Raw genomic sequence first — 14,348 nt, 5'->3', positions numbered from 1 at the left:
CGCTGACGTCGCTCCGGCGAAGGGCTCAGTGGCGCGGTGCGTTACGGGACCGCTGCACCCGTGAGGTGCGGCGGTCCTTCGCGTTCCAGCACGCCTTGTGCCAGTGCCGCCGGTCGTCCACTCCCCCGTACTCCGGCCAGGCCACCACGTGCGGCGCGCCCGCCGGGATCTCCTGGTCGCAGCCGGGGCAGCGGTAGCGCTTGCCCGGGGAGCTCGCGCCGGCCACGAGCCGCACGTACCACTCCTCGCCCTGCCACGTCTCGGTGCGCTGCGCGCCGCCGTAGCGGTCCCCCGGCTCGTCCTGCGGGGCCGCCGGGTTATCGCCGCCTCGGGAGCGGTTGCGACGCGGGGACACGGGACACCTCACAGGGCCGGGGACGGCGGACGGTTCCCTCCAGCGTACGGGCCGCCGTGCGCCGCTCCGGCCCACCCGGACGGCGGTGTTACCGGAAAATCGCAACAACTTGCCGCCCGCCCGTTGCCTTTGGCACGTGTCAGACGTTGATGCGTAGAGGGGGAGTACCGCGTCGGCCGCAAGGAGGCAGAAGCGATGCGCGTGGGTACGTTTGTCCTGGCCGCCCAGTTCCCCGGCCAGGGGCCGGGGGAGGCACTGCACCGGGCGGTGCGGACGGCCGAACTCGTGGAGGAGTCCGGGCTCGACTCGGTCTGGCTGGCGGAGCACCACTTCGTGCCGTACGGCGTGTGCCCGTCCGCGGTCACGCTGGCCGCGCTGATGCTGGGGCGCACGCGCCGGATCCGGGTCGGCACGGCGGTGAGCGTGCTGCCGACGGCCCATCCGGTGGCGCTCGGCGAGCAGGCGGCGCTGCTGCATCTCACCTCCGGCGGGCGGTTCACCCTTGGCGTGGGCCGGGGCGGGCCGTGGGTGGACCTGGAGGTCTTCGGCGCCGGTCTCGAGGCGTACGACCAGGGCTTCCCGGAGTCGCTGGACCTGCTGCTGCGCTGGCTGGGCGAGCCGCGGGTCGGGGCGGACGGCGAGCGGTACGCGTTCCGCGAGGTCGCGGTGGTGCCGCGGGCGGACGAGCTGGTCGGCGGCGAGGAGGGCCCGGAGGTCGTGGTCGCCTGCACCTCGCAGAACAGTGTGCGGCTGGCCGCGGAGCGCGGGCTGCCGATGCTGCTCGGGATGCACTGCGGGGACGAGGAGAAGGCGGAGATGGTCGCCGCCTGGCGGCGGTGCGCGCGGGAGGCCGGCCGGAGCGCCGAGGAGATCGAGCGGATCGGGCGCGGCCATGTCTCGGCGGGCGTGATGCAGCTCGCCGACCGCACCGCGGACGCGGCGGAGGCGCTGGTCAAGGCGATGCCCGGCTGGCTGAAGCAGGGGCTCGACGCGCATGTGACGGTGGATGGCCGGTTCCGCTCGATGCGGGACCCGGTGGCGTACACGGAGCTGCTGTGCGGACTGCACCCGGTGGGCACCCCGCGGCTCGCCGCCGACCGGCTGGCGGCCACCGCCGAGCGCACCGGGATCACCCGCTTCGCCCTGCTCGCGGAGGGCACGGGCGACCTCGCGGCCACGGAGGAGAACGTCCGGAGGATGGGCGCGGAGGTCCTGCCCCTGCTGAGCTGAGGCGGTCCGCCGGCCGACAGGGGCGGCGGCGGGCGCCGGCGGCCGACGGCCGCCGCTCCCGCACCGGAAGGATCTCCCCCGTCAGGGACCTCCTCCGCTGCGGAAGCGGCGGCACAAGACATCAGCGGTCGCGGGCCATCAGCAGTCGCGCAGTTCGGGCGACTGGTTGAGCAGCTGTCCGCGGACGGAGGTGAAGCGGGCCAGCCGCTCGTCCACCGAGGCGGCCAGCGGGAAGACCGCCACACGGTGGCAGTTCTGGAAGGCGAGACGCACGCCGAAGTGCCGCTGCAGCGCACCACGGATCGCGTCGCTCGCCAGCGCGCGCAGCAGCTGGCCGCGCGCCTGCTCGTCCGGCGGCGGCGTCTGGTTGTCGGCGAACTCTCCGCCGTCCACCTTCAGCTGGGCCACCAGGGAGCTGATCATCTCCCACGCGTACGGCAGGGAGGTCCGGACGCAGTCGACGAAGTCGGCTTCGTCGACCTCGCCTCGCTCGGCCTGTTCCAACAGCGCCGGTGAGACGTCGAGCGACATGTGTTCTCCTCTCGCGACCCCGTGTCGCGGGGTCTTCCGGGCAGGGATCGGAGGACGACCGTCCACAACGCAGCGTGCACGGACGACGACCTCCTGCTAACACGGTAAGCGTGCAGTCCGGACCGCACCAGGAGATTGGGAACACAACCGGCCAATAACGAACGGGAGTTTAGGCGCGAATCGCGCCGAGGAGCGACGGCGTTGTAGCGTTGCGCACCATGCGTCTCGTCATTGCCCGTTGTTCCGTGGACTACGCGGGCCGGCTCACCGCCCATCTGCCCTCCGCACCCCGCCTGATCCTGGTGAAGGCGGACGGCAGCGTCTCCATCCACGCGGACGACCGCGCGTACAAACCGCTCAACTGGATGTCCCCGCCGTGCACCCTCAAGGAGGGTGTCGACGGCGAAGAAGGCGTCTGGACCGTGGTGAACAAAGCGGGCGAGAAACTGATCATCACGATGGAGGAGATCATGCACGACTCCTCCCACGAACTCGGCGTCGACCCCGGCCTCATCAAGGACGGCGTGGAAGCACACCTGCAGGAGCTGCTCGCCGACCGCATCGAGACGCTGGGCGAGGGCTACACGCTGATCCGCCGCGAGTACCCGACCGCGATCGGCCCGGTGGACATCCTGTGCCGGGACGCCGACGGCGCGACGGTCGCGGTGGAGATCAAGCGGCGCGGCGAGATCGACGGCGTCGAGCAGCTGACCCGCTACCTGGAGCTGCTGAACCGCGACCCGCACCTCGCGCCGGTGAAGGGTGTCTTCGCCGCGCAGGAGATCAAGCCCCAGGCCCGGGTCCTCGCGACGGACCGCGGCATCGACTGCGTGGTCCTGGACTACGACGCCCTGCGCGGCATCGAGGACGACAAGCTGCGGCTGTTCTGAGCGCTTCGAGCGCTTCCGACGTGTGACGGCCCCTGTCCGGCGAGAGCCGGGCGGGGGCCGTCGTGCGTTCCGTCGTGCGCGGGGCGGCGTCAGAGGCCGGTGGGGCTGCCCGCGGCACCGCCGGTGGGGTCGGTCGGGTCCGGGTTCGTCGGGTCCGGATTCGTGGGGTCCGGGTTCGTCGGATCCGGGTTCGTGGGGTCCGGGTTCGTCGGGTCCGGGTCGGTCGGATCGGGGTTCGTGGGGTCCGGGTCGGTCGGATCCGGATCCGTCGGGTCCGTGGGCGTCGGCTTGGTCGTCCCCGGCTTCGTCGGGCTGGTCGGCTTCGTGCTCGTGCCGCCCGTACCGGACGGAGGCCTGGTGGAGGTGCCGCCGGACGTCGTGGAGTCCGTCGGGTCGGTGTCGTCGGAGCCGGTGGGGGAACCGCTCTCGCCCGGAGTGGCCTCGCCGGAGGGATCCGGGGTGCCGTCGGGGGCGTCGGTCTCGCCCTCGGCGGGCGTCTCGGTGTCGTAGCCGTCGTCGTAGCCGTCGTCGCCGGTGGTCTGGTCGGAGGTGACCCGGTTCGAGCCGGGGTCCTCGTCGCCGGAGGTCGCGCCGAGGGTGACCACGGTCCCCAGTACGGCGACGAGCAGCGCGCCCGCGCCCGCGGCGATCAGGTTGCGGCGGGCGCCGAGCAGGCCGCGGCGGCCGGGGCCGGAGGCCGGTTCGGACGCGGCGGTGCCGGCCAGGGCCACCGTCGGCCCGTCGTCGGGGAAGTCGGGGAAGTGCTGGACGGTCGGGAACGGCGCGCGTTCCTTCACCAGGGCCGCCGTCGTGTCGACGGCCGGCGCGGCCGGCTCCTCGTGCAGGTCGCCGGGCAGGTCCAGCGGGCTGCCGCCGCGGTCCGCGACCAGGGCCAGCGCCCGGCGCCCGGCGACGGTGCCGCGCTTGTCGGCGAGCGCGCCGCGCAGTGCGATGGAGGCCTCCAGCTCGGCGCGGGCCCGCTCCAGGTTGCCCGCGCACAGCGCGAGCACGCCCAGCTCGTGGTGGAAGTAGGCCTCCTCGGCGACCTCCCCGGCCCGCCGGGCGGCCTCCTGGCCGGCCCGCAGGGCGCGCTCCCAGGCCCCCCAGTGCAGCCCGGAGGCGAACACCGGCGCGGCGCTGCGCGCGAGCAGGACGGCGGCGCTGACGTGCCCGGCCTCCTGGCTGGGCTGCAGCGCGACCAGCGCGCAGATCAGCGCGTCCGACTCGGCGGCGGCGCGTTCGGGGGTGACGGAGGGGTGGCCGGACCACCAGGCGTAGTGCTGGGCGACGGTGTGCGCGTGGCCGACGGTGTCCTCGGCGTAGCCGGAGGCGACGAGCTGGGTGAGGACGCCGGGGGCGAGGCGGTAGCGGGCGCCGACGGGGCTGAGCAGTCCGCAGCCGGTGAGCTCGCCGAGCGCGGCGTCGGCGTGGGTGTCGCCGACGAGGGCGGGCAGGTGCGCGGGGTGCGGGACCTCGCCGCCGAGGGCGACGGCGAACCGCAGGGTGTCCTGGGCGGACCGGCCGAGCCGGGAGGCGAGCAGGGCGGCCGGCGCGGCGCCCTCGCCGATGGTGGGCAGCGGGACGTCGGAGCGGTCGGCCGCCCCGGGTATGCCGGAGACGCGGACCCGGGTGCCGTCCTCGGCGGGCCGGCCGGGGCCGCCGAAGGCCTCGTCGAGCGCGCCGAAGGCGTCGAACTCGTCGAAGGCCTCGTTCTGCTCGGGCCCGGCGCGCAGCTTGTCGCGCTGCCGCAGCAGCGCCCCGGCCTGTACGAAGCGCAGCGGCAGCCCCTCGGACTCGAACCAGAGGTCGCCGGCCCAGTTGGCCTCGTCGTCGCTGAGGGTGCGGCCGACGGCCGCCTCCAGGAGCTCCACGGCGGCGGCGCGGCCGAGGCCGGCGAGGGCGACCTCCTCGACGTGGGCGTCGGCGGACGGCGCGGCGACGTCGGGCGCGGCGGCGAGCAGGTAGGCGCACTCGGGGGTGGCGGCGAGCAGCTCGTCGAGGGCGGCGCCGCCGAGTTCGAGGTCGTCGACGACGACGATCGCGCCGATCTCGCGGACGAGGTCGGTCAGGGCGGCGCGGTCGGGGCGGTGCGCGGGCAGGTGCATGACCGTGCCGAGCAGGTCGTACAGCAGCTCGGTGGCGGTGCGGTGGTGGCCCGAGAGGCGGACGACGCCGTCGGGGGCAAGGGTCGCGCAGTCGGCGGCGACCTCGTCGAGGAGCCGGCTGCGGCCGGAGCCGGCCGGTCCGGTGACGCGGGCGCTGCGGCCCCGGGAGAGCAGCTGGACGAGCCGCTCGCGCTCCTCCTGGCGTTCCAGGAGCGGGGGGCGGGGTACGGCGGGGCCGGGCGGCACGGGCGGGGCGGTGGCGCGGGCCCGGTCGGCGCGCTCCTCGGGGGTGCGGCGGCGCGGCGGCTGCGGCCGGTCTCCGGGCGGGCAGGCCTCGATCTCGCTGCCGTCGACCGGGTTGACGGTGAGCAGCAGGTCGCCGACGACGAGCTTGGCGGTGCGGGCGACGGGGGGCGCGGACTGGCCGAACTCGGACGTCAGCGGGTCCCGCTGGCTCCGCCGGGCGCTGCCCGCGCCCACGCGGTCGCCGTCCTTGTCGTAGTCGTCCGGTCCCCGGTGTATCGGGTCCATGGTGATGCCCCCAAAAAGAGCCTGCGCGCCGTGCCCCTCCCGGCCGCTCTGCACGCTCGCTGACGCTTCGGGTCCGGTGCCCGCCTGGTGGGTCTGTCAATCGGCGGGCGACCGAACCCTAGACCGACGGACCGCCTTCCGTCACGGGCGGGGTGCCACCCCGCCCGTGACGTCACGGTCTCGTGATGATTGAGCGGGTCGCCTGTTTCACACAGGTGCTTCACACGCGGGCCGCACGGGCGTCGCCTCGGACCTGGCGCCCGGGACGGGTCGCTTCGAACCTGTCGCCCGGTACGGATCGCTTCAGACGCGCGGCAGCGACTCCGCGGCCAGCCCGCCCTCGATGGCGAGGATGCGGTGCAGCCGGGTGGCCACGAGCAGCCGCTGCATCTGGGGCGGGACGCCCCGCAGCACGAGCCGGCGGCCGCAGCGGCCGGCCCGACGGTGCGCGCCCATGATGACCCCGAGCCCGGTGGCGTCCCAGGAGTCGAGACCGGTCAGGTCGAGGACCAGGTCGCCGGCTCCGTCGTCGACGGCCGAGTGGAGGACCGTACGGGCGTCCGCCGCGCTGCGGACGTCGAGGCGGCCCCCGACGACCAGCTCGGCATGGTCGCCCCTGATGTGCATATGCGCTCCCCGAGAGTGCTTCGTCTATGCAACAACTGACTGCCGGACCGGCAGAAGCGTTGCGCCTTGTAAGCGAACCGAGACCGAATTCACCCGTGGGGGTGATGGCGGGTCAGTACGTGTAGAAGCCCTGCCCGCTCTTGCGGCCGATGTCACCCGCGTCCACCATCCGGCGCATCAGCTCCGGCGGGGCGAACTTCTCGTCCTGGGACTCGGTGTAGATGTTGCTCGTGGCGTTGACGAGGATGTCGACGCCGGTGAGGTCGGCGGTGGCCAGCGGGCCCATGGCGTGACCGAAGCCCAGCTTGCAGGCGAGGTCGATGTCCTCGGCGGTCGCCACGCCGGATTCGTACAGCTTGGCGGCCTCGACGACCAGCGCGGAGATCAGGCGGGTGGTCACGAAGCCGGCCACGTCGCGGTTGACGACGATGCAGGTCTTGCCGACGGACTCGGCGAACTCCCGCGCGCCGGCGAGGGCTTCGTCGCTGGTCTTGTGGCCGCGGACCAGCTCGACGAGCTGCATCATCGGGACCGGCGAGAAGAAGTGCACGCCCACGACGGACTCCGGGCGCTCCGTCACCGCGGCGATCTTGGTGATCGGGATGGCGGAGGTGTTGGAGGCGAGGACCGCGCCGTCCTTGGCGATCTTGTCGAGGGAGCGGAAGATCTCGTGCTTGACCTCGAGCTTCTCGAAGACCGCCTCGACGACGACATCGGCGTCGGCGACCGCGTCGAGATCGGTGGTCGGGGTGATCCGGGCGAGGGCGGCCTCGGCGGCCTCCGCGTCCAGCTTCCCCTTGGCGACGAACTTGTCGTACGACGCCTTGATGCCGTCGGTGCCCCGGGTGAGAGCCGCGTCGGTGACGTCGCGCAGCACGACGTCCCAGCCCGCCTGGGCGGAGACCTGCGCGATTCCGGACCCCATGAGTCCGGCGCCGATGACGGCGAGCTTCCTGGCCACGTGTTCTCCCCTTAACGACTGTTCACCGATGACTCTCCGGCGGAGATTAGCGGCCTGGGGGCTTCGTGTGACCCGGAAGTAATACGCGTCACGCCCGGTTTGACGGACGTCACACTGACGACACCCCGTGGGAGGTATCTACGCTGGGGCCATGGTCAATCTGACGCGCATCTACACCCGCACCGGCGACCAGGGCACCACCGCCCTGGGGGACATGAGCCGCACCGCGAAGACCGATCTGCGGATCGCCGCCTACGCGGACGCCAACGAGGCCAACGCCGTCATCGGCACGGCCATCGCGCTCGGGGGGCTCGACGAGGAGGTCGTGAAGGTCCTCACGCGTGTGCAGAACGACCTGTTCGACGTGGGCGCGGATCTGTCGACGCCGGTGGTGGAGGACCCGAAGTACCCGCCGCTGCGGGTGGAGCAGAGCTACGTGGACAAGCTGGAGGCGGACTGCGACCGCTTCCTGGAGCGCCTGGACAAGCTGCGCTCCTTCATCCTGCCCGGCGGCACGCCCGGCGCGGCGCTGCTGCACCAGGCGTGCACGGTGGTCCGCCGCGCGGAGCGGTCCACGTGGGCGGCGGTCGAGGTGCACGGGGAGACCATGAACACCCTGACCGCCACCTACCTGAACCGCCTCTCAGACCTTCTCTTCATCCTGGCCAGGACGGCCAACCGGGAGGTCGGCGACGTCCTGTGGGTCCCGGGCGGGGAGCGCTGAGGGCTGGTCCTGCTGCTCCGGCTCCGGGGCCTTCTTGGGCCAGAGGGTGTAGCTGAGGGCGATCAGGCCGTGGATGCCGACGGCGCGCCAGGCGCCGTACATCCAGCTCTTCAGCGAAGACGTGTCGCCGTCGTCGCCCACGTACCACATGGCGGCCAGCAGCAGGACGGTGGCGACCGCGCCGCCGATCAGCGTGCCGAGCCAGATCCGGCCCTCGTGGCGGGCGCGGGCCATGCCGTACGGCGGTGCCTTCGGCGGCGGCGGGCCGCCGGCGAGGCGGTGTGCGGCGTGGCCGTCGAGCCACGTCACGGTGCGGTGGCCGTGGCCCACGGTGTAGCCGATGTACAGCGCGGCCAGTCCGTGCTTCCAGTCCGGCGCGGCTCCGTTCTTGAGGTCGATCGCCGTCACGACGAGCAGCAGGACCTCCAGCAGCGGCTCGCACAGCAGCAGGGCCATGCCCAGGCGCGGCAACTTCAGCAGGTAGCGGGTCGCCAGCCCGGCGGCCAGCAGCACCCAGAACCCGACCTCGCAGATCACGATCAGCCAGACGATCACGGCGGAACTCCTTTCCCGGTTCCTTCTCAGCGTTCCGTGCCGTCGGGCCGGATTCGTCGTCGCACGTGACGAACTGCGCCTACATCCTTCGACGGAGTCGCGGCGCGCCGGGGATCGCCCCGTACGGCGACGTCAGGGCCGGGCGGAGCGTGTTGGATGGGCATGTGAGACTCCCCCGCCCCCACCGCGTCGACCTGCTCATCGCCGCCTGCGGCCTCGCCTGCGGGCTGCTGCTGTGGGGCTTCGGCATCGTCATGAAGAACGACGCACTGGTCGAGGGGCGCTGGGCGGTTCTGGTCCCGCTCCTGGTGATGACCGCGACGGAGACGGTGCGCCGCACTTTGCCGCGCACCGCGCTGGCCGTCGGCACCCTCGCCGTCGTGGCGAACGAGTTCACCCACGGCAGCGTCGCGACCATCCTGATGTTCACGGACGTGGTCTACGCCGCCGTGGTGTACGGGCCGCCCGCCTCGGCCCGCCGCATCCCGTACTCGACCGGGCTGATCACGGTCGGCATCACCATCGGCTTCCTGGTGTGGTGGCAGAACGCCGTCGCCCTGCTGATCGGCGTGGCCAGCGGCATCGTCTGCTTCCTGCCGGCCCTCACCGGCGCGGTCGTGCGCAACCACCGGCAGGCCGCCGAGGCGGCCCGGCTGCGCGCCGAGCAGACCGCGCTGCTCGCCGAGATGGACCGCAGCCAGGCGGTGGTCGCCGAGCGGGCGCGGATGGCCCGGGAACTGCACGACATGGTCGCCAACCATCTCTCCGCGATCGCCATCCACTCCACCGCCGCGCTCTCCCTGGACGACGCGGCGACCACCCGGCAGGCGCTGACGGTCATCCGGGAGAACAGCGTCGAGGGCCTGGCGGAGATGCGCCGGCTGATCGGGCTGCTGCGCGACAGCAGCGGCGATGCCGAGCCTGCCGCCGCGCCGACCCTGGCGGGCCTGGACGCGCTGCTCGCGCAGGCCAGGACGAACGGGGAGTCCAGCGGGCTGACGTTCACCCTGGACGACGTGCGGGACGCCGACGGCCCCGCGCTGCCCGCGCCGGTGGAGCTGGCCGCGTACCGGATCGTGCAGGAGTCGCTGACGAACGCGCTCAAGCACGCACCGGCCGGGCCGGTCGCGGTGACCCTGGCGCGGGACGAGCAGACCTTGCGGGTGCTGGTCACCAGCCCGTTCGGGGACCGGCCGGGGCCGCGCGCGCCGGGCTCCGGTGCGGGGCTCGTGGGGATGCGGGAGCGCGTCGCGCTGCTGGGCGGGGAGTTCGAGGCCGGGCCGGTCACCACGGCCGACGGTCGGAAGATCTGGCAGGTGCGGGCGGAACTGCCCGCGAAGGAGAGGACGTCGGACGGATGACGATCCGGGTGCTGGTCGCCGAGGACCAGAGCGCGGTACGGGCGGGGCTGGTGCTGATCCTGGGCAGCGCGCCGGACATCGAGGTGGTCGGGGAGGCGGCGGACGGCGAGCAGGCGGTGGCGCTGGCCCGCGAACTACGGCCGGATCTGGTCCTCATGGACGTGCAGATGCCGCGGATGGACGGCGTGACGGCCACCCGGCACGTGGTCGCGGAGGCGCTGGCCGATGTGCTGGTGCTGACCACCTTCGACCTGGACGAGTACGTCTTCGGGGCGCTGCGTGCCGGCGCGTCGGGCTTCCTGCTGAAGAACACCGAGGCGCGCGACCTGATCGAGGCGGTGCGCACGGTGGCCGGCGGCGAGGGGCTGATCGCGCCCGCGGTGACCCGCCGGCTGATCGCGGAGTTCGCCGCGCCCACGCCCGTACGCGCGCCGGACGCGCCGGATCCGTCGGTGCTCGACGTGCTGACGCGGCGGGAGCGGGAGGTGCTGTCGTGTCTGGGGCAGGGGTTGTCGAACGCGCAGATCGCGGGGCGGCTGGGGATGGCGGAGGCGACGGTGAAGACGCACGTCAGCAAGGTTCTGGGGAAGCTGGAACTGCGCAGCAGGGTCCAAGCGGCGGTGCTGGCCCAGGAGTTGGGCGTCTGACGGATTACTGAACCTCCCCCTCCATCCTTGGTCTGGACCTCTTGACGATTGGTCCAGACCTTCCTACGCTCTCGGCGCGCGCAAGTACTACGGACCACCCCCACCCCTGTCCGTTCCGCGAACTTGAGGAGCACCGTTGAGCACTCAAGCACCGACGCGCAGAACAGGTCTCAGACACCGGGCCGCCGCCGGTCTGACCGCCCTGATCCTGCCCCTGGCCGCGATGGTCGGCCTCGCCTCCCCCGCGGAGGCCGCCACCTCCGCCACCGCCACCTACACCAAGGTCCAGGACTGGGGCTCCGGCTTCGAGGGCAAGTGGACGGTGAAGAACACCGGCACCACCACGCTCTCCTCCTGGACCGTCGAGTGGGACTACCCCTCCGGCACCTCCGTCACCTCCGCCTGGGACGCCACCGTCACCAGCTCCGGCAACCACTGGACCGCCAAGAACGTCGGCTGGAACGGCACCCTCGCCCCCGGCGCCTCCATCTCCTTCGGCTTCAACGGCGCCGGCTCCGGCGCGCCCTCCGGCTGCAAGGTCAACGGCGGCTCCTGCGACGGCGGTTCGCAGCCCGGCGACAACCCGCCGTCCGCCCCCGGCACGCCCGTGGCCTCCGACATCACCAACACCTCGGTCAAGCTGACCTGGACCGCCGCCACCGACGACAACGGCATCAAGAACTACGACGTACTGCGCGGCGGCACCAAGATCGCCACGGTCACCGGCCTGACGTACACCAACACCGGACTGACCGCCGGCACCGACTACAGCTACACGGTCGTCGCCCGCGACACCATCGACCAGACCGGCCCGGCCAGCGGCGCCGCCTCCGTCCGCACCACCGGCGGCGACGACCCGCCGCCGCCCGGCAACACGGTGAAGCTGGGCTACTTCACCAACTGGGGCGTCTACGGCCGCAATTACCACGTGAAGAACCTGGTCACCTCGGGCTCCGCGGCCAAGATCACGCACATCAACTACGCCTTCGGCAACGTCCAGGGCGGCCGCTGCACCATCGGCGACTCGTACGCCGACTACGACAAGGCCTACACCGCCGACCAGTCCGTCGACGGCGTCGCCGACACCTGGGACCAGCCGCTGCGCGGCAACTTCAACCAGCTGCGCAAGCTGAAGAAGGCCTACCCGCACATCAAGATCCTCTGGTCCTTCGGCGGCTGGACCTGGTCCGGCGGCTTCGGCCAGGCCGTGCAGAACCCGGCGGCCTTCGCGCAGTCCTGCTACGACCTGGTGGAGGACCCGCGCTGGGCCGACGTCTTCGACGGCATCGACCTGGACTGGGAGTACCCGAACGCCTGCGGTCTGAGCTGCGACACCAGCGGCCCGGCGGCGTTCAAGAACATGATGTCGGCGATGCGCGCCAAGTTCGGCGGCAGCGCCCTGGTCACCGCGGCCGTCACGGCCGACGCCTCGTCCGGCGGAAAGATCGACGCTGCCGACTACGCGGGCGCCGCGCCGTACATGAACTGGTTCAACGTGATGACGTACGACTTCTTCGGCGCCTGGGCGGCGCAGGGCCCGACGGCCCCGCACTCCCCGCTCACCTCGTACCCCGGCATCCCGCAGGCGGGCTTCAACTCCGCCGAGGCGATCGCCAAGTTCAAGGCGAAGGGCGTCCCGGCGAACAAGCTGCTGCTCGGCATCGGCTTCTACGGCCGCGGCTGGACCGGCGTCACCCAGGCCGCGCCCGGCGGCACGGCGACCGGACCGGCGGCCGGCACGTACGAGCAGGGCATCGAGGACTACAAGGTCCTCAGGAACAGCTGCCCGGCCACCGGCACCGTCGCCGGCACCGCCTACGCCAAGTGCGGCAGCAACTGGTGGAGCTACGACACCCCGGCCACGGTCACGTCCAAGATGGGCTGGGCGAAGAACCAGGGCCTGGGCGGCGCGTTCTTCTGGGAGTTCAGCGGCGACACCGGCAACGGCGAGCTGGTGAGCGCGATCAGCTCGGGGCTGAACTAGTCCCCGGCGCGGCGGGGGCGGCGCAGCACGCCGTCCCCGTCGTAGGCCACCTCGTGCCGCACGACCCGGCAGTCGTCGCCGAGCACCGCCACGGACGCCAGGCAGTCGTCCGGCACGTCGACGTCGTACAGCCGCACCGGCGGGTGCGGCTGTGCGCGTCCCGCCCAGGACAGCAGGGCGGCGGGCGCGTCGGGGGCGCTCACCGTGAGCGTCGCCGGGTCGACGCTCAGTCCGTCCCCGGTCGCCTTGAGCACCGCTTCCTTGCGGGTCCAGTACCGGGTGAAGCCCCTGGCCCGCTCCCCCTGCGGCAGCCGGTCGTACGCGGCCCGCTCCTCGGCCGACAGCACGGTCAGCGGCGGATCGCCGACCCGGCCGGTCTCCTCGACGTCCACGCCGACCGGACCGGCGTACGTGAGCGCCGCGGCCACCCGGTCGCCTGCGTGGGACAGCGACAGGTGCAACGGGGAGTCCGGCAGCACCGGCTTGCCGTGCCCGCCGGAGGTACACGTCCGGCAGACGGCGGCGAAGGTCGGCTCCGTCGGATCGAGGCCCAGCTGGGCGCCGACCAGCTCGCGCAGCAGGGCGTGCGCGGTCAGATACAGTCCGCGCGGCTCGTCGCGCAGGAAGGCCTCGTACCGGGCCCGCTCCCCCGCGTCCAGCAGCTTCAGCAGGGCCGGCGCGGCGGACGCGCGCACGGAAACGGCCCGGGCGGTCCACACATGGCACTCACCGGGCCGTACGACTTCTTCCGGGGGAAGCGTCACGCGACGTTGACCCTCTGCCCCGGCGGAGCCGCCTCCAGCCAGGCCAGGAAACCGGTCAGCGCGTCCTCGCTCATCGCCAGCTCCAGGCGGGTCCCCTGATGGAGGCAGCCGAGCACGACGGCGTCGGACAGCAGCGCCAGCTCCTCCTCGCCCTCCGGCATCCGGCGGGCCAGCACCTCGATCGAGGATCGCTCCAGGACACGGCGTGGCCTGGGCGCGTACGAGAAGACGCGGAACCAGGCGATGCGGTCGCCGCTGTAGCGGGCGACGCCGTACACCCAGCCCTTGCCGGTCAGATCCGGCTCGTCGGGGACGTTCCAGCGCAGCGAGCAGTCGAAGGTGCCGCCGGACCGCTGGATCAGCCGCCGGCGCAGACCGAACACGAAGAGCCCGATCACCACCAGAGCGACGACCAGGCCGCTCAACAGCAGAGCGAGGAACATCTCCACCGACCTCCTCGCAACGTCCCGTAAGCGAACACCGTCATCTGCATCTGCATCGCCTCAGCCGCGGTACGGTCTGGAAGATTCCAGCCGTACCGCGGCTGAGGGCACAACTCTGGCGCGGTCCGCTAGCGGACCGCCACCGCGCGCAGTCGGACCTCGGCGCGCCGCTCAGCGACGGCGTCCTCCTCCGTCTTCGCGCGCTCCAGCGCGCGCTCGGCGCGCTGGGCGTCGATCTCGTCGGCCAGCTCGGCGATCTCCGCGAGCAGAGACAGCTTGTCATCGGCGAACGAGACGAATCCGCCGTGCACGGCGGCGACGACGGTCGCGCCCTCACTCGTACGGATGGTCACCGGGCCCGACTCCAGCACACCCAGAAGCGGCTGGTGGCCGGGCATGACGCCGATGTCGCCGGAGGTGGTACGCGCGATGACCAGGGTGGCCTCGCCGGACCAGACACTCCGGTCCGCGGCGACCAGCTCGACGTGCAGCTCAGCAGCCAAGGGTGGCTCCTCGGGTCACCACCCGGCGGTCGCCGGGTGTTGGGTCAAAGTCTAGTCGGGCGTCCCGCGCCATGGCGCAGAAGCCCGCACCCCCGGGTCTGCCGGGGGTCCGGGGGTTGTCCCCCGGGAGATACAGC

At 72.7% G+C, this 14,348-nt stretch carries 15 protein-coding genes; 6 read left to right on the top strand and 9 right to left on the bottom strand.

Annotated elements, in window-relative coordinates; translation table 11 throughout:
• Nucleotides 1-25 precede the first annotated feature (25 nt).
• On the bottom strand, nucleotides 26-355 hold the full coding sequence (locus tag ACGFMM_RS05395; RefSeq protein WP_393643345.1) for an ATP/GTP-binding protein: 330 nt from the start codon (nucleotides 353-355) through the stop codon (nucleotides 26-28).
• A 195-nt stretch (nucleotides 356-550) separates the two neighbouring features.
• On the opposite strand from ACGFMM_RS05395, the gene ACGFMM_RS05390 reads away from it, so the two are divergent.
• Nucleotides 551-1,585: an LLM class flavin-dependent oxidoreductase gene (locus tag ACGFMM_RS05390; protein WP_393643343.1), complete on the top strand. Its 1,035-nt coding sequence runs from the start codon at nucleotides 551-553 to the stop codon at nucleotides 1,583-1,585.
• A 138-nt stretch (nucleotides 1,586-1,723) separates the two neighbouring features.
• Here ACGFMM_RS05390 and ACGFMM_RS05385 read toward each other — a convergent pair whose 3' ends face one another.
• Nucleotides 1,724-2,116 carry an SCO5389 family protein gene (locus ACGFMM_RS05385; protein WP_393643341.1) on the bottom strand — a complete coding sequence of 131 codons (393 nt, stop codon included), beginning with the start codon at nucleotides 2,114-2,116 and terminating at the stop codon, nucleotides 1,724-1,726.
• Between the two features lie 218 nt (nucleotides 2,117-2,334).
• Here ACGFMM_RS05385 and nucS point away from each other — a divergent pair, with 218 nt between their 5' ends.
• A complete protein-coding gene (gene nucS / locus ACGFMM_RS05380) occupies nucleotides 2,335-3,006 on the top strand; it encodes an endonuclease NucS (protein WP_393643339.1) in 672 nt (223 codons plus the stop codon).
• An 89-nt stretch (nucleotides 3,007-3,095) separates the two neighbouring features.
• On the opposite strand, the gene ACGFMM_RS05375 is transcribed toward nucS, so the two are convergent.
• The 3 genes from ACGFMM_RS05375 to ACGFMM_RS05365 form a co-directional block, all read right to left on the bottom strand.
• Entirely contained in the window at nucleotides 3,096-5,642 is a 2,547-nt protein-coding gene (locus tag ACGFMM_RS05375) for an ATP-binding protein (protein WP_393643337.1), read from the bottom strand.
• A 303-nt stretch (nucleotides 5,643-5,945) separates the two neighbouring features.
• Nucleotides 5,946-6,269, bottom strand: coding sequence for an STAS domain-containing protein (locus ACGFMM_RS05370; RefSeq protein ID WP_351550205.1), 324 nt, complete (start codon nucleotides 6,267-6,269; stop codon nucleotides 5,946-5,948).
• A gap of 112 nt (nucleotides 6,270-6,381) precedes the next feature.
• Nucleotides 6,382-7,230, bottom strand: coding sequence for a 3-hydroxyacyl-CoA dehydrogenase family protein (locus ACGFMM_RS05365; RefSeq protein ID WP_393643335.1), 849 nt, complete (start codon nucleotides 7,228-7,230; stop codon nucleotides 6,382-6,384).
• Nucleotides 7,231-7,381: 151 nt separating this feature from the next.
• On the opposite strand from ACGFMM_RS05365, the gene ACGFMM_RS05360 reads away from it, so the two are divergent.
• Nucleotides 7,382-7,954, top strand: a complete 573-nt coding sequence (locus tag ACGFMM_RS05360; protein WP_393643333.1) for a cob(I)yrinic acid a,c-diamide adenosyltransferase — start codon at nucleotides 7,382-7,384, stop codon at nucleotides 7,952-7,954.
• Here the strand turns inward: ACGFMM_RS05360 and ACGFMM_RS05355 are convergent.
• On the bottom strand, nucleotides 7,874-8,509 hold the full coding sequence (locus tag ACGFMM_RS05355) for a hypothetical protein (protein ID WP_393643332.1): 636 nt from the start codon (nucleotides 8,507-8,509) through the stop codon (nucleotides 7,874-7,876). The genes ACGFMM_RS05360 and ACGFMM_RS05355 overlap by 81 nt on opposite strands.
• Before the next feature lie 164 nt (nucleotides 8,510-8,673).
• Between ACGFMM_RS05355 and ACGFMM_RS05350 the strand changes: the two genes are divergently transcribed.
• From ACGFMM_RS05350 to ACGFMM_RS05340, 3 genes are all read left to right on the top strand, one after another.
• On the top strand, nucleotides 8,674-9,870 hold the full coding sequence (locus ACGFMM_RS05350; protein ID WP_393643330.1) for a sensor histidine kinase: 1,197 nt from the start codon (nucleotides 8,674-8,676) through the stop codon (nucleotides 9,868-9,870).
• Nucleotides 9,867-10,517 (top strand): response regulator, encoded by a 651-nt coding sequence (locus ACGFMM_RS05345; protein WP_393643328.1) that lies wholly within the window; start codon nucleotides 9,867-9,869, stop codon nucleotides 10,515-10,517. Before ACGFMM_RS05350 ends, ACGFMM_RS05345 begins: the two co-directional genes overlap by 4 nt.
• Before the next feature lie 136 nt (nucleotides 10,518-10,653).
• A complete protein-coding gene (locus ACGFMM_RS05340; protein WP_393643326.1) occupies nucleotides 10,654-12,501 on the top strand; it encodes a glycosyl hydrolase family 18 protein in 1,848 nt (615 codons plus the stop codon).
• Here the strand turns inward: ACGFMM_RS05340 and ACGFMM_RS05335 are convergent.
• From ACGFMM_RS05335 to ACGFMM_RS05325, 3 genes are all read right to left on the bottom strand, one after another.
• Complete coding sequence (locus tag ACGFMM_RS05335; RefSeq protein WP_393643325.1) at nucleotides 12,498-13,265, bottom strand: 4'-phosphopantetheinyl transferase family protein; 768 nt, start codon at nucleotides 13,263-13,265, stop codon at nucleotides 12,498-12,500. The genes ACGFMM_RS05340 and ACGFMM_RS05335 overlap by 4 nt on opposite strands.
• Nucleotides 13,262-13,708, bottom strand: a complete 447-nt coding sequence (locus tag ACGFMM_RS05330) for a DUF2550 domain-containing protein (protein WP_393643323.1) — start codon at nucleotides 13,706-13,708, stop codon at nucleotides 13,262-13,264. Before ACGFMM_RS05330 ends, ACGFMM_RS05335 begins: the two co-directional genes overlap by 4 nt.
• A gap of 128 nt (nucleotides 13,709-13,836) precedes the next feature.
• A complete protein-coding gene (locus ACGFMM_RS05325) occupies nucleotides 13,837-14,211 on the bottom strand; it encodes a F0F1 ATP synthase subunit epsilon (RefSeq protein ID WP_393643321.1) in 375 nt (124 codons plus the stop codon).
• Between the last annotated feature and the right edge of the window lie 137 nt (nucleotides 14,212-14,348).

The sequence above is a fragment of the Streptomyces sp. NPDC048604 genome, from assembly GCF_043199435.1.
In the GTDB taxonomy this organism is placed as follows: domain Bacteria; phylum Actinomycetota; class Actinomycetes; order Streptomycetales; family Streptomycetaceae; genus Streptomyces.
The sequence above is the reverse complement of the archived record's forward strand: the minus strand, read 5'-3'. Positions and strand labels throughout refer to the sequence as shown.

Coding starts and splice junctions, on each gene's coding strand:
- ACGFMM_RS05390 (WP_393643343.1), top strand. CDS start 551: ATGCGCGTGGGTACGTTTGTCCTGGCCGCCCAGTTCCCCGGCCAGGGG.
- ACGFMM_RS05385 (WP_393643341.1), bottom strand. CDS start 2,116: ATGTCGCTCGACGTCTCACCGGCGCTGTTGGAACAGGCCGAGCGAGGC.
- nucS (WP_393643339.1), top strand. CDS start 2,335: ATGCGTCTCGTCATTGCCCGTTGTTCCGTGGACTACGCGGGCCGGCTC.
- ACGFMM_RS05375 (WP_393643337.1), bottom strand. CDS start 5,642: ATGGACCCGATACACCGGGGACCGGACGACTACGACAAGGACGGCGAC.
- ACGFMM_RS05370 (WP_351550205.1), bottom strand. CDS start 6,269: ATGCACATCAGGGGCGACCATGCCGAGCTGGTCGTCGGGGGCCGCCTC.
- ACGFMM_RS05360 (WP_393643333.1), top strand. CDS start 7,382: ATGGTCAATCTGACGCGCATCTACACCCGCACCGGCGACCAGGGCACC.
- ACGFMM_RS05345 (WP_393643328.1), top strand. CDS start 9,867: ATGACGATCCGGGTGCTGGTCGCCGAGGACCAGAGCGCGGTACGGGCG.
- ACGFMM_RS05330 (WP_393643323.1), bottom strand. CDS start 13,708: ATGTTCCTCGCTCTGCTGTTGAGCGGCCTGGTCGTCGCTCTGGTGGTG.